This is a genomic window from Haemophilus influenzae (assembly GCF_001457655.1).
GTDB lineage: Bacteria > Pseudomonadota > Gammaproteobacteria > Enterobacterales > Pasteurellaceae > Haemophilus > Haemophilus influenzae.
Window position 1 is genome coordinate 1,045,672 of record NZ_LN831035.1, and the last position, 14,541, is coordinate 1,060,212.

General features: G+C 39.4%; 15 protein-coding genes and 1 pseudogene. 12 read left to right on the plus strand and 4 right to left on the minus strand.

What is annotated here, in order from left to right; genetic code table 11:
- The first annotated feature begins 50 nt into the window (after positions 1–50).
- From AT683_RS05300 to AT683_RS05335, 8 genes are all read left to right on the plus strand, one after another.
- Positions 51–401 carry a phage GP46 family protein gene (locus AT683_RS05300; protein ID WP_032824912.1) on the plus strand — a complete coding sequence of 117 codons (351 nt, stop codon included), beginning with the start codon at positions 51–53 and terminating at the stop codon, positions 399–401.
- Positions 402–415: 14 nt separating this feature from the next.
- Positions 416–1,480 (plus strand): baseplate J/gp47 family protein, encoded by a 1,065-nt coding sequence (locus AT683_RS05305; protein WP_050845942.1) that lies wholly within the window; start codon positions 416–418, stop codon positions 1,478–1,480.
- Positions 1,477–2,073, plus strand: coding sequence for a YmfQ family protein (locus tag AT683_RS05310; RefSeq protein ID WP_174507678.1), 597 nt, complete (start codon positions 1,477–1,479; stop codon positions 2,071–2,073). Before AT683_RS05305 ends, AT683_RS05310 begins: the two co-directional genes overlap by 4 nt.
- 3 nt (positions 2,074–2,076) lie before the next feature.
- The gene (locus AT683_RS05315) at positions 2,077–4,188 is read left to right on the plus strand and encodes a pyocin knob domain-containing protein (protein WP_058222196.1); all 2,112 of its coding nucleotides are present in this window, start codon (positions 2,077–2,079) and stop codon (positions 4,186–4,188) included.
- Positions 4,189–4,199: 11 nt separating this feature from the next.
- On the plus strand, positions 4,200–4,802 hold the full coding sequence (locus AT683_RS05320; RefSeq protein WP_050845944.1) for a hypothetical protein: 603 nt from the start codon (positions 4,200–4,202) through the stop codon (positions 4,800–4,802).
- A complete protein-coding gene (locus AT683_RS05325) occupies positions 4,799–5,299 on the plus strand; it encodes a hypothetical protein (RefSeq protein WP_050845945.1) in 501 nt (166 codons plus the stop codon). Before AT683_RS05320 ends, AT683_RS05325 begins: the two co-directional genes overlap by 4 nt.
- A 174-nt stretch (positions 5,300–5,473) precedes the next feature.
- Positions 5,474–5,593: a Com family DNA-binding transcriptional regulator gene (locus AT683_RS05330; protein ID WP_005641687.1), complete on the plus strand. Its 120-nt coding sequence runs from the start codon at positions 5,474–5,476 to the stop codon at positions 5,591–5,593.
- Between the two features lie 61 nt (positions 5,594–5,654).
- Complete coding sequence (locus AT683_RS05335) at positions 5,655–6,500, plus strand: hypothetical protein (protein WP_050845946.1); 846 nt, start codon at positions 5,655–5,657, stop codon at positions 6,498–6,500.
- Between the two features lie 38 nt (positions 6,501–6,538).
- On the opposite strand, the gene AT683_RS05340 is transcribed toward AT683_RS05335, so the two are convergent.
- From AT683_RS05340 to nrdD, 3 genes and pseudogenes are all read right to left on the minus strand, one after another.
- Complete coding sequence (locus AT683_RS05340) at positions 6,539–6,802, minus strand: hypothetical protein (protein WP_050845947.1); 264 nt, start codon at positions 6,800–6,802, stop codon at positions 6,539–6,541.
- Positions 6,803–7,167: 365 nt separating this feature from the next.
- A pseudogene (locus tag AT683_RS05345) lies at positions 7,168–7,785 on the minus strand (acyl-CoA thioesterase domain-containing protein); the annotation flags it as partial.
- Positions 7,786–7,903: 118 nt separating this feature from the next.
- Complete coding sequence (gene nrdD, locus AT683_RS05350; protein ID WP_042593635.1) at positions 7,904–10,027, minus strand: anaerobic ribonucleoside-triphosphate reductase; 2,124 nt, start codon at positions 10,025–10,027, stop codon at positions 7,904–7,906.
- Positions 10,028–10,307: 280 nt separating this feature from the next.
- On the opposite strand from nrdD, the gene AT683_RS05355 reads away from it, so the two are divergent.
- Positions 10,308–10,748, plus strand: a complete 441-nt coding sequence (locus AT683_RS05355) for an HI0074 family nucleotidyltransferase substrate-binding subunit (RefSeq protein ID WP_011271815.1) — start codon at positions 10,308–10,310, stop codon at positions 10,746–10,748.
- Positions 10,741–11,085 carry a nucleotidyltransferase family protein gene (locus AT683_RS05360; protein ID WP_005687534.1) on the plus strand — a complete coding sequence of 115 codons (345 nt, stop codon included), beginning with the start codon at positions 10,741–10,743 and terminating at the stop codon, positions 11,083–11,085. Before AT683_RS05355 ends, AT683_RS05360 begins: the two co-directional genes overlap by 8 nt.
- A 12-nt stretch (positions 11,086–11,097) precedes the next feature.
- Here the strand turns inward: AT683_RS05360 and grpE are convergent, their stop codons facing one another.
- Complete coding sequence (grpE, locus tag AT683_RS05365) at positions 11,098–11,694, minus strand: nucleotide exchange factor GrpE (RefSeq protein WP_136439101.1); 597 nt, start codon at positions 11,692–11,694, stop codon at positions 11,098–11,100.
- A 99-nt stretch (positions 11,695–11,793) separates the two neighbouring features.
- On the opposite strand from grpE, the gene AT683_RS05370 reads away from it, so the two are divergent.
- Positions 11,794–12,684, plus strand: coding sequence for an NAD(+) kinase (locus tag AT683_RS05370; RefSeq protein WP_005663214.1), 891 nt, complete (start codon positions 11,794–11,796; stop codon positions 12,682–12,684).
- A 111-nt stretch (positions 12,685–12,795) separates the two neighbouring features.
- Positions 12,796–14,472 (plus strand): DNA repair protein RecN, encoded by a 1,677-nt coding sequence (gene recN, locus AT683_RS05375; RefSeq protein ID WP_011271812.1) that lies wholly within the window; start codon positions 12,796–12,798, stop codon positions 14,470–14,472.
- Positions 14,473–14,541: the final 69 nt, after the last annotated feature.

The window sequence follows — 14,541 nt, forward strand, 5'->3', positions numbered from 1 at the left end:
CTGAAACCCTGCATCTCCTTTCTTTTTACCTCTTATCTTATCCTGTCAATATGGACAGAGAGATCAGCCCGCTTACCGGGGACTATACAAGTAAACAAATCAGTACGCTTGCCAATGCAGCGTATATCAGATTGACCACACCATTAGGCTCTTGGTGGGCAGATGGGCGTGTAGGCTCTCTGCTTCATCTTATTCCGCGCGAAAAAGATTTGTCACGCATAGGTTTAATTGCACAACAATATGCCGAAGAAGCCTTGCAACCCTTGATTGATGATGGACGTGCGGACGAAATTATTGTCAATCATACCCAACCACATAACGGTGTATTGATTTTAGATATATCCATCCGAGATAACCGGGGCGAAACCTATCATTTTAAACACCCGGTAAAAGTCATTTAAAAAGGGTTTAAACCATGTTTATTGTGCCGAGTTTAGAAGATATTCGCCAAGCGATTTTGCGCGATGTGCAGTCATTAGAGCCGAGTGCTGATGTGAGCATAGATAGTGACTATTATGCACGTGCCAGTAGCCTTGCTGCTGTAGCGGAAGGTATTTATGCTCATCAAAAATGGATTATTAAACAATTCTTTCCCGATACTGCCGACACAGATTTTCTTGAAAAACATGCTGGCTTGCGTGGTATTCGCCGTCGTAATGCGACTTATGCTAGTGGGCGTGGCGCAACAGTGACAGGTACCCCTGATGCGGTGATTAAAGTTGGATTACAAATTAAAACAGACGATAACCGATTTTACGAAACCACCGAAAGTGCGGTGATTTCTGCAAGCGGTTCTGCCGTTGTTACCGTGCGAAGTCTTGCGACAGGTGCCAGCCAAAATATTAAAACTGCGACAAAAGCAAACTTTATGGCAGCACCTTTAGGCGTGCAATCCGATGTGGTGCTAAATGATGTAATTGGTGCAACGGACGCGGAAAGCGATGCGTCTTTGCTCGAACGTTTGCTTGAGATTATTCGCCGACCACCTGCTGGGGGCAATCGTTATGACTATCGTACATGGGCATTATCGGTGGATGGCGTGGATGCTGCTTATGTTTACCCATTGCGTCGTGGGCTTGGTACGGTAGATATTGCGATCACATCAAATAACGATGTGCCAAGCGATGAAACAATACGTCGCTGCCAAGAATATATTGACGATGTGCGCCCTGTGACCGCGCGAGAAAGCAAAGTGGTGAAACCTGATGTAACAAAAGTCAATTTTAATATTCAGGTAAAAATCAGTGGCGTGACCTTACCCGAAATTAAGGCAGCGATTTCCACCGCACTTGTGGATTATTTTAATACGTTAATCCCAGGCGATGATTTGATTGTGTCGCAATGTGAAGCGGTGGTAAATAACTTGGTCGGTGTGGTTGATCGTAAGTTTACGGCACCTATCACTAATCTAAAAGCAGATGTGCGTACAAAAATTGAGTGGTTTCGGTTAGGTCAAATCACCGTTACGGAGATGGAATGATGCAAAATGACCACAAAAAGGTGTTAGCAAAACTTTATCCGCCTGTTTCATACGACGTAAATGGAGAGCGTTTTTTAGCACAGTGTGAGGTGGATGGTAATGCCTTTGACCGATTACAAAAAAGTGCGGTGGATTTATTGCAAATTATTGAACCTTCCACCTCCAATACGATGTTGTCTGATTGGGAACGTTTATGCGGCATAAAAACAGATTATACCAATAACTATCAAGCACGAGTAAAACGTGTTATTGCCAAGTTAAATGCAATTGGGGGCTTATCCATTCCCTATTTTAAACGTATTGCGGAAAGTATTGGATATCGCATCGAAATTAAAGAGTTTTCTCCCCTTGCGAATGACTTACCAACGACGGGAGATTTGGTTCAATTTCGCAATGAAGCGCGCGATAACTTGATTTTTATGTGGCGAGTATCGGTGCTTAATGGGGATGACAATATTGTGTATTTTCGTGCAGGCACCTCCTTTGCGGGTAATCATTTAGTGGAATTTGGCGACCCAATTATTGAGGAATTCTTCCGAGATTTAAAACCTGCACATACTTACTGTTATTTTGCTTATCAAACAGGATCTTAATATATGAAAAGTTTAATGCCTCAAATTGATTCAAATGATGGCCTTTTTCACAATGGTAATCCAGCAACAGGTGAACAAGGCACACGAGTAACCGATACGTGGCTTAATAATTTGCAAGACCGAGTACGCGATGTACAAGCGGAAGCCCATTATGTGTTGCAAAAAGCGGGGTTCCAGCCCGTAGAAAATAAGCAAACTCAGCTTTATGAGGCGATTGTTAAGATTATTGATGACAACCGAAAGACGGCAAGTTTAACTCAAAAAGGAGAAGTTCAGCTTAGTTCGTCCACTAACAGCAACAGTGAAACCCAAGCGGCAACCTCAAAAGCGGTTAAAACCGCCTATGATAAAGCAGTAGACGCCAAAACTACCGCAGAGAGCAAAGTAGGATTAAGGGGCAATGAATCGATTCAAGGTACCAAAAGTTTTGAATCTAAAATCATTGGGTTTCGTGGCATTGGGGTGGCTGATTCGCAAACTTATGCAAATGCTAATCACCTCTTAAATATGGGGGCAAATGATGGCGACGGCTGGATAGAGTATAAAAAAAGTAACCGAGTTATCGGCACCATTCGTATTCGGGCAAATGGGGAATTGTCATATAACAATCAAAAAATCTATCACGCTGGGGCAAAACCGCAATTTAATACGGATATTGAAGGCAAGCCTAATACACTTGCAGGCTATGGTATTGGGAATTTTAAAGTAGAACAAGGGCAGGGCGATGCCAATGGCTATAAAACCGATGGCAATTATTACTTAGCAAGTGGTCAAAATCTACCCGAAAATGGGGAATGGCATATTGAAGTTGTTAGCGGTGGGGCAACAAATGCGGTGCGTCAAATTGCACGTAAAGCGAATGATAACAAAATCAAAACACGCTTTTTTAATGGCTCAAATTGGTCAGAATGGAAAGATGCAGGCGGCGACGGCGTGCCTATTGGTGCCGTAGTGTCATTTCCTCGCGCAGTAACCAATCCCGTTGGTTTTTTACGTGCTGATGGTTCAACATTCAGCCAACAAACCTTTCCCGATTTATACCGCACTTTGGGCGACAGCAACCAACTTCCTGATTTAACCCGTAGTGATGTGGGGATGACAGCTTATTTTGCCGTGGATAATATCCCTTCTGGGTGGATTGCCTTTGATAGCATTCGCTCAACAGTCACACAGCAAAATTACCCAGAGTTATATCAATATCTTGTTGATAAATATAGCTCTATTTCAAATGTACCACTTGCGGAAGACCGATTTATTAGAAATACAGGGAATGGGTTAAATATCGGTCAGACACAAAGTGACGAGATTAAAAAGCACGTTCACAGAGTGAGAACACACTGGGCTGATTCATCTGATAGTAGTATTTTTTATGACAAAACGAAAACTGTTATAGATTCACGATTACGCACTGCAACTACAACCGATGATAATCTCAGTGATAATGGATTTATGCATCCGCTTTTAGATACCCCGATGGCAACAGGTGGAGATGAAACTCGCCCTAAATCGCTTATTCTCAAACTTTGTATAAAAGCAAAAAACACATTTGATGACGTGCAATTTTGGGTTAAAGCATTCGGTGTTGTTGAAAATGTTGGGGCTTTAGATGCGGGTACACTTGCACAAAATATGCAAGCGTTATCTGCGAGGGTTGACCAAGAAATAGAAGAAAATAAACAATATACTTTACGAGAAATAAACACTGCAAAATCTGATATAAATCAGCAATTTTTGCAGGCGAAAGAGAGTTTATCTCAAATTAGTACATTAAAAACAGTGTGGCAAGGTAATGTAAGTTCTGGGCGTATTGATATTTCAGAAAAGTGTTTTGGTAAAACACTTATTTTGTATCTTCAGTCATCATCAGGCCACAGTCTTGATGATAATAACAATATTGAACTTGTCAGTTTTGAAGTGGGTGCAGAAATTGAAGGTAAAAGAGGCGGCGTATCTTATTGGCAGACTATTCGTAAAGTAACTGCATACAACTCGAGAAATTATGCGGTAAGTCATGTAGAAGTCGATACATTCTCTGTGTCTGTTGATGGAAACGGTACAACAATAAATATTGTAGACCTTTCTGGTTATTTTGTAAAACGTATCGATATCCGATAAAGGAGCGTTAAATGAAAGTCTATTTTTTAAAAGAAAATTTGAATAGTTATCAAATTTTCCCTATTCCGCAAAACTTAAATGATTTTGTGGAAATGGAAGTAGAAAACGAATCAGAGCTTGAGACTAAACAACTTATTAATTTTAAAAGTCAATACATTCTAGTTGATAGACAACCAACAGAATTACACATATGGAATGGAAATAGCTGGGTTATTGATGAGGAGAAGCAAACTGAAGTTAAGCGTGAACTCATTAAAATACTAGTTGATAGCATTGATGATACAGCAGCTAGTATTAGTGCGAAGTGGACGCGTTTTTCCGAGGAATACAAAGAACGTGAATCTGCAGCTCTGGCATTTAAAGAAGCGAATTTTACTGGCGAAGTAAGCATCTATATATCAAGTTTTGCAACTGTCGCAGGACTTGATAATAAATCAGCAACATTGCTAATTTTAAAACAGGCTGAAGGATTACGAACACTGCAAGAACAACTCGCGGTGCAGCGTATGCGTAAGTATGAGCTCAAGCACGAAGAATTGAGTGAAGAAGAATTACAGCAAATTCATAATGACATTATCAGAAAAATGAAAGCATTAGCAGAGGCGCAACAATGATTGGGACTAAAATCTACTTAGCATTATATAAAGGAAAGAAGTCTGGTAAAAAACCGAAAGACTTATTAGCGCGTTTGAGCGATTGGCTTACAAGAAAATTAACAAAAGGCGCGTATTCACATTGTGAAATTGCAGTAATGAAAGAAACGTTTGTCAGCGGGCATCACTATGAAACAGAAGTGACGTACGAGTGTTATTCGTCTTCAATTCGTGACGGTGGCGTGCGTTGTAAAGAAATTGATGTTTCTGATAGCTTGAAGTGGGATTTAATCCCACTCAACGATGTTACTGAGGAACAAATCAAAGCCTATTTTAGCCGCACTTCTGGCAAAAAATACGACTGGTGGGGCGCGCTAGGAATCGTGCTTGGCATCAAACAAAAACGCTCTAAGTATTTTTGTAGCGAATGGTGTTTTAATGCCCTCAGAAATACTGACCAAGGCTGGCGGTTTAGCCCGAATCAGCTTGCCGTAATGTTCAATAAAAGAAGAATTTAAAGGAGAGTTTACCCTGCACAAAGTTTAATTCAATAAAGAAAAGACGGCGATAACAACGGCACTGGGAATGCTCGTTGTTACCAGCTACGCAGAACGAGCCTGCATATAGCCATACGCCGCCTACCTTGCGCAAGGCGGGCGGATTGTAACAAATCTTTTGATTAGGAGAAATATATGCAGTCAATTAAAGCAATCCGTTGCACATTTTGTAACAAATTATTGGCAAAAGTGGGGATAGTTGGTTATTTAGAAATCAAATGCCCTCGTTGCAAAACCGTTAATACTACACGTTAATTTGATTTGAGTGTCAGAATGCCTTGAGCATCGGAACGCCATAGAATAGAAAGGAAAAACTATGGCAAATCAAAACACCTTTAAACAAGCCCCGTTGCCGTTTATCGGACAAAAACGAATGTTTCTTAAGCATTTTGAAACAGTTTTAAATGAGAATATTAAAGGTAATGGCGAAGGCTGGACGATTATTGATACATTCGGCGGTTCGGGCTTACTCAGCCACACCGCCAAACGGTTAAAACCGAAAGCCCGCATCATTTACAATGATTTTGATGGCTATGCGGAGCGATTGGCACACATTGATGATATTAACCAGTTGCGAGCCGAGCTTTACTCTGTAGTTGGTAACGCTACACCAAAAAATAAACGCATGACGAAGGATTGTAAAGCAGAATGCATCAAAATCATTCAAAACTTCAAAGGGTATAAAGATTTAAATTGCTTAGCGAGTTGGTTATTGTTCAGTGGGCAACAAGTGGCAACGTTTGATGACTTATTCCAACATAATTTCTGGCATTGTATTCGTCAGTCTGATTATCCAAAGGCTGATGGCTATTTGGACGGCGTAGAGATTGTGAAAGAATCATTCCACACGCTTTTGCCTAAGTTTAGCGATGATCCGAAAGCGTTGTTTGTGTTAGATCCGCCTTACCTTTGCACCAAGCAGGAAAGCTACAAACAAGCCACCTATTTTGATTTGATTGATTTCTTGCGACTGGTCAATATTACGCGACCACCGTATGTGTTCTTTAGCTCGACGAAGTCGGAGTTTATTCGCTTTGTGAATTATATGCTGGAAGATAAGGTGGATAATTGGCAGGCGTTTGAAAACGCCAAACGGATTACGGTCAATGCCAAGCTGAACTACCAAGTGGCGTACGAGGACAATTTAGTCTATAAATTTTAGCTATGAAAAAGGCTTCGCGTGATCACGAAGCCTTTGTTTTAGTCTTCTAATTCGGAAAGCAAACAATAAAACGGTGGGGCGAAAGGGGCAAGTGTGGACGTAAATCTGACTACACAATCTTTATGCCCGTCTTCCACAAACCGCACATCTAAAAACGCTGTGTTATACACAAAGGTTTGCCCCCGTCCGTTAGGCAGTGAATATTGCGAACCGTCTACAATAAAACCGTCGTGTTCTTTCACTGCAATAAGGGCTAATTCCATCATCATTTCTTGCTCGGTTCTCATTCTAAAGTTTGTCATTTTGTGGTTTCCTGTGCTTGTTTAAGTTGGTCACAGGATTACTCTCTTCGGCAGGCATAGCAAGTCATCATTGCGGCAAAACGACTGACTGCGGTCGAATTAGACTGGGGAGGTATGGACGGCTAAATAAGTGCAGATATGTAACGCCATTTCACTAAATGAAAAAAGCAAGAAAAGGAAATTATCTTGCTTTTTTAGGAACAGTTATGTTGTGCGGGTTTATCTAAAGTGTAAAATTTAAACGCCCTTTAATGATGATTTAAAGGGCGTTTTTTGTCTAGGTTTAATCTGTGATTTATTTTGCATAATACTAAAACGCTTATGCAAAATAAATCCCAACTTTATGCAAAAAGTTTTGCGAACTTATAAAAATCGGAAAAATAAGCCAATAAACATTGCTGAATTTTTATATCAAGCGGCGTTTCACCATTGGTTTTAAACCAAGAATATTGCTCGGCTGGCAATTTTGTCCCGTTAAATGGGTTATTCAAATATTTGGTACGTACCTCAAATGGACGCTCTGCCGCAAATTTTTCATTGAGTGGTTCTGGCAAGGTTTGAGCCACTTTTTGTAGCATCACATTTTCATCTGTAAAGTCTTCAGGCGCGCCAACATTTGGCATTGAATTTTGATGTTCAAAACCTTTTTCCAGCACTTGGAAAGAAGTGGTTACATGACAAATGGTATTTTTATGTTGAATGGCTTTTACGCGTAATGCAGAAAAATTACGCCCTTCACGCAAGGTTTCCACATCGTAAATAATCGGATATTGGCTGTCTCCTGGGGCAAGAAAATAGGCATGACAAGAATGTAAAATGCGATCTTCTGGCGCCACCTGCATTGCTGCAGATAACGCCTGTGCCACTACTTGCCCGCCAAATACTTGACGAAAACCTAAATCTTGGCTTTCACCACGAAAGATTAAATCATCAATTTTTTCAAGTTTAAGAAGATGAATGAGGTTATTGAGAATATCTGACATATTGCTTTCCTAGAAGATAAGAAAAAGTGCGGTTATTTTAGCGGAGATTTTGGGGAATGCCAAAGTTGGTAACAAAAAGCACGCATTAAAAAATGCGTGCTTTTGCTAGGGAGTTAAATCAAAGGTGTTTAACTCTTCTCTTCACTTCTTCCTGTTTTCCCGCATTAAATGGGCGGGCATCAGGGCTGCCTAGATAGCCACAGACGCGGCGAGTGACAGACACTTTTGTGCTGTCGTGATTGCCACATTTTGGGCAAACAAAACCTTTGCTGGTACATTCAAACTCGCCAGTGAAACCACATTCATAACATTCGTCAATCGGTGTGTTTGTGCCGTAGTAAGGTACGCGATCGTAGCTATAATCCCACACATCTTCCAATGCTTTTAAGTTGTGTTGAATATTTGGATATTCGCCGTAGCAAATAAAACCGCCGCTGGCGAGTGGGGGATATGACATTTCAAAATCCAGTTTGTCGTAAGGATTCACTTTCTTTTCTACATCTAAGTGGTAACTGTTCGTGTAGTAGCCCTTATCCGTGATGCCTTCAATCACGCCAAATTTTTTGGTATCTAGACGGCAGAAGCGGTCGCATAAGTTTTCGCTTGGCGTGGAGTAAAGGCTGAAGGCATAGCCAGTTTCTTTTTGCCAGCGTTTTACTGCCTCGCTAAGGTGGCGAACAATCGCAATGCCTTTTTCGCGTAATTGTTCATCATCAAAAATATGCCCTTTTTTATATAGCGCATTAATGGTTTCATGAATACCGATATAGCCAAGGGAAATAGAGGCGCGTCCATTTTTGAAAATTTGTGCCACATTTTCATCCGCTTTTAACCGCACTCCGCATGCACCTTCCATATAAAGAATGGGAGCAACGCGAGCTTTGGTATTCTCAAGGCGGGCAACACGCGTCATTAATGCTTTTTTCGCAATAGCCAAACGTTCATCTAAAGTGCGGTAGAAATCTTCTTCGTTTTTGGACTCCAACGCGATACGCGGTAAATTCAAACTCACTACGCCAAGATTATTACGCCCATCGTGAATTTCATGACTATTTTCTTCGTATGCACCTAAAAAGCTACGACATCCCATTGGGGCTTTAAAAGAGCCTGTGACTTTGACAACTTGATCGTAATTGAGAATATCTGGATACATACGTTTTGATGCGCATTCTAATGCGAGTTGTTTGATATCGTAATTCGGATCGCCTTTATTTTGGTTCAAACCTTTTTTGATGGTGAAAACAAGTTTTGGAAATACAGGCGTTTTATGATTTTTTCCGAGTCCACGAATCCGATTTTTTAAAATAGCTTGCTGAATTAAGCGGGATTGCCAGCTTGTACCTAAACCAAAACCAAAGGTCACAAATGGTGTTTGCCCATTTGAAGTATGTAGTGTATTAACTTCATATTCTAAGGATTGGAAGGCATCGAAACATTCTTTTTCAATCAATGCTTTGGCATAACCTTCAACATCAGGCACGTTCCATTCTTGGGCATGTTTGAGATGTTTTTCGTAACTGATTTGCACATAAGGGGAAAGCACTTCATCAATACGATTAATGGTTGTGCCGCCGTAAATATGGCTGGCAACTTGGGCGATAATTTGTGCTGTCACTGCCGTTGCGGTGCCGATAGATTTAGGGGGTTCGATTTCCGCATTGCCCATTTTGAAACCACGAGAAAGCATCCCTTCTAAATCAACTAACATACAGTTAAACATTGGAAAGAACGGCGCGTAATCTAAATCGTGATAATGAATTTCACCTTTTTCGTGAGCCTCTACCACATCGCGTGGAAGAATATGGTGCTTGGCATAATGTTTTGCCACAATTCCAGCAAGCAAATCACGTTGCGTTGGAATCACTTTCGCGTCTTTATTGGCGTTTTCATTAAGTAATTCTACGTTGCTTTGTTCAATCAAACCTTCAATTTCTTTTGTTAGCTGGCTACGTTTTTCTCGCGCTAAATCACGATCATGACGATATTCGATATACGCACGAGCAATCTCAGGATAACGACTTGCCATCAATTTATCTTCAACGACTTTTTGAATCTGATTAATATCAATCTCGCCTTGATGACGGGTGAAAATTTCATTCCCTACTTCTTGCCCAATTTGGTGGCAATAAAATTCATCGGAAATATTGACCGCACTTGCGGCTTTTTTAATGGCATTAATGATACGTTGAATCTCAAACTCCGCACGAGAACCATCGCGCTTGATGACCCCAAAGTTACTCATGATATAGCTCCAATATATAGTGTTTTTGAAATGCGGATTGCACTATATATAGATCTAAAAAGATAATCAACACACAATATGTAGTGTTTTAGACCTTTTTGTCGTAAGATAATTTTGTTAAAGATTGATTTTATTAGAAAAATATCACATTAAGTTGTTGAGAGCTTTTCTCAAATATTTTTGATTTTGTGATCAATATCACAATGTTTACTTTTGGGGTTATAGGTTTTGAGAAAAAATAGTCTATGGTAAAATAGATGAGTATTTAACAGAGGTAAAAATGATGACTGATAAGCTAAATTTAAATGTATTAGACGCTGCATTTTATTCGTTAGAGCAAACCGTAGTACAAATTTCAGACAGAAATTGGTTTGATATGCAACCCTCTATTGTACAAGATACCTTAATTGCAGGTGCAATTCAGAAATTTGAATTTGTTTATGAGTTAAGTTTAAAAATGATGAAACGCCAACTTCAACAAGATGCAATTAATACCGATGATATTGGGGCTTATGGATTTAAGGATATTTTGCGAGAAGCATTGAGATTTGGTTTGATTGAAGATATGTCAAAATGGGTTGTTTATCGTGATATGCGTAATATTACATCACATACTTATGATCAGGAAAAAGCCATGGCTGTTTATGCACAAATTGATGATTTTTTAATAGAAAGTTGTTTCCTATTGGAACAATTACGTCAGAGAAATCAATATGACTAGTTTTGCACAGCTTGATATAAAATCTGAAGAATTGGCGATTGTGAAAACTATTTTACAACAATTCGTACCTGATTATACCGTATGGGCTTTCGGTTCTCGTGTAAAGGGAAAAGCAAAAAAATATTCCGATCTTGACCTTGCGATTATCTCTGAGGAGCCTTTAGATTTTTTAGCTCGTGACAGATTAAAGGAAGCTTTTTCTGAATCAGATTTACCGTGGCGCGTAGATCTTCTAGATTGGGCTACAACGAGCGAAGATTTTAGGGAAATTATCCGTAAAGTTTATGTTGTTATTCAGGAAAAAGAAAAAACGGTCGAAAAACCGACCGCTCTTTAGACAAAATATAAATTAAGCCGCCACCATTACCATCGCTGGGCGAATGACTCGACCACTTAAGGTGTAGCCTTTTTGCAATACGACGCTAATTTGATTGGTTTCAAAGCCTTCAGCTGGTTGCATTGAAATGGCTTGATGTAAATCAGGATTAAAGGCTTCACCGACAACTCCCACAGCTTCCACGCCAAAACGCCCAACGGTTGAAACTAATTCTTTTAAGGTTAGTTCTACACCGTCAAATAAGGCTTTTACGCTTTCATCTTCTTTATTTGCTGGAGTGGCAAGCGCACGCTCTAGGTTATCGATAGTATTCAAAATGTCTTTTGAAAATTTTTCCAAAGCGAATTTATGTGCTTTTTCTACGTCTTGTTCAGTACGACGACGAAGATTTTCAATTTCAGCACGAGAGCGAAGTAAAATATCCTGTTCTTTGTTTGCCGCTTCTTCTATTTGAGTTTTTAGCTGCTCTTCAAGCTCTTGCACGCGAGCAATTGCTTCTTCTAAAGGATCAAATTCTTGAGAAGGATCTGCTTGTTGTGCTTCTTCCACAACGACTTCTTCTTGATTTTCTACTTCTGGGATTTCAACTTTTTGTTCTTGTTCTGACATTTTTTTCTCCGTAAAACAAAATTGATTAATCGTAATTGGGCATAGTGTAGCAAAAAACGATATAATGACGAAAATGTTAAATTCAAGTGCGGTCATTTTATGAATCATTTATATCGTTCCTTTAAAACCATTGCTCTTGTAGGTAAGCCTCGCAATGATATTAACTTACAAATGCACAAAAACTTATTTCATTGGTTAATGGAACGTGGTTATCAAGTGTTGGTGGAAAAAGAAGTCGCCATAACACTTGAGTTACCTTTTGAACATCTTGCTACGTTAGAAGAAATAGGCCACCGAGCCCAATTAGCCATTGTGATTGGTGGAGACGGCAATATGCTAGGGCGCGCTCGGGTATTAGCAAAATATGATATTCCATTGATTGGTATTAATCGTGGTAATTTGGGATTTTTAACGGATATTGACCCGAAAAATGCCTATTCCCAGCTTGAAGCTTGTTTAGAACGTGGCGAATTTTTTGTGGAAGAACGTTTTTTATTGGAAGCAAAAATCGAACGAGCAAGTGAAATCGTATCAACCAGCAATGCGGTAAATGAAGCGGTTATTCATCCCGCCAAAATTGCACATATGATTGACTTTCACGTATATATCAATGATAAGTTTGCATTTTCTCAACGTTCTGATGGATTAATTGTTTCTACTCCAACAGGTTCTACGGCTTATTCTCTTTCCGCTGGTGGACCTATTTTGACACCAAACCTTAATGCCATTGCATTAGTGCCAATGTTTCCACATACATTAACTTCTCGCCCTCTTGTTGTTGATGGGGATAGTAAAATATCGATTCGTTTTGCTGAACATAATACCTCTCAATTAGAAGTGGGCTGTGATAGTCAAATTACCTTACCTTTTACCCCAGATGATGTGGTGCATATTCAAAAAAGCGAGCATAAACTCCGATTGCTTCATCTGAAAAATTATAATTATTACAATGTGTTAAGTAGCAAATTAGGTTGGTTAAAATCATTTTGATTATGGTAAAAATTTTCGATTGAAATAGATTTGACAAAATACTGTAAAAAATCCTTTACTGTAAATTAAATCAGTTATATCATATTAAATATACAGTTAAAGGATTTTGCTATGCTTACTCAACTTACTATCAATAATTTTGCGATTGTTCGTCAGCTTGATATTGAATTGGCGAAAGGAATGTCTGTTATAACAGGGGAAACTGGTGCTGGAAAATCTATCGCCATTGATGCTTTAGGTTTATGTTTCGGACAAAGAGTAGAAACCTCAATGGTGCGTGAAGGGCAAGAGCGTGCGGAAATTTGTGCAACTTTCCAACTAGAATCGCAAAATCCTGCTTATCACTGGTTGAGTGAGCAAGAATTACAGGATCCAGATAATCCAACTGAATGTATTTTACGTCGTATAATTAATGCAGACGGACGTTCTAAGGCTTTTATTAATAGTACACCAGTATCCGCTTCTCAATTAAAAGAAATTGCTCAATATCTCGTTCATATTAATGGGCAACACGCTTCTCAATTATTGTTAAAAAATGACTATCAGCTTCAGTTAGTTGATAATTTTGCCGCTCATCCTGAATTACTTGTGAAAATGCGTGAAGATTATCAGACATGGAAAAATCTTCAAAATCAAGTTAAAACCTTTCAACAAAAAGTGGCGGAAAATGAAGCACGTAAACAACTTTTACAGTATCAAGTGGATGAGTTAGATGAATTTAACCTTCGACCAAATGAATATTTGGAATTAGAAGATGAACAACGTCGTTTATCTAGCAGCGAACAGCTAACCCAACTTTCTCAATCGGCCCTGCAAATTTTAAGTGAAAATGACACCGTAAATATCGATAGTTTGCTTTATCGTGCGACACAATATATTGATGAATTAGCTGAACTTGATCCGCAATATGCTGAAGTGCAAAATATGTTGAATGATGCGTTGATTCAAGTGCAAGAAGCAACCAGTGAAGTGCAAAATTTATCAAGTAATATCGAGCAGGATCCTCAACTTTTACAGGAAATCGAACAGCGAATTAGTCAGGCTTTACAACTTGCTCGTAAACATCAAGTTAAACCTGAAGATCTTGTAGAACAGCACAAAAAATTAAAAGCGGAATTAACCGCACTTTTGGATTTTTCTGAAAGTGAAGAGATGTTGATTGAGCAAGAAAAACGAGCATTTGAACAAATGCAAGCAACGGCTACAGCATTAACAGCAAGTCGTCAGCAATCTGCAACCCGCTTAGCGCAAAATGTCACACAGTCGATAAAACAACTTGCAATGGAAAACGCTGAATTTTATGTAGAGTTGAATACGGATTTAGATAAAGTGAGTGCAAATGGTGCGGATAATGTGATTTTCACTTTGCGTAGTAATTTAGGACAACAACCGCAGCCATTAGCTAAAATTGCCTCTGGTGGTGAGCTTTCTCGTATTTCTTTAGCGATTCAAGTTTTAACTTCTGATCAATCGGCTATTCCAACGTTAATTTTCGATGAAGTGGACGTGGGCATTAGCGGAAAAACAGCAAGCGTTGTCGGAAAACTTTTACGTCAATTAAGTGAACGCTGCCAAGTATTATGCGTAACGCACTTGCCACAGGTTGCTTGTCATGGCCATCATCAGTTTAATGTGGAAAAATTTACTGTGGATAATAAAACTGAAACAAAAATGACCGCACTTTCACAAGCTGAACGTGTACCAGCCTTGGCAAGACTCTTGGGCGGAAGTGAAATCACAGAATTAGCTCTAGCCAATGCACAGGAAATGTTAGATTTGGTTCATTAAAAATAGGATTGAATATTTAGTTTTTGCGAGGTTTCAAGAAGATTTGTGATGAAGGCTATTTTTGAAACG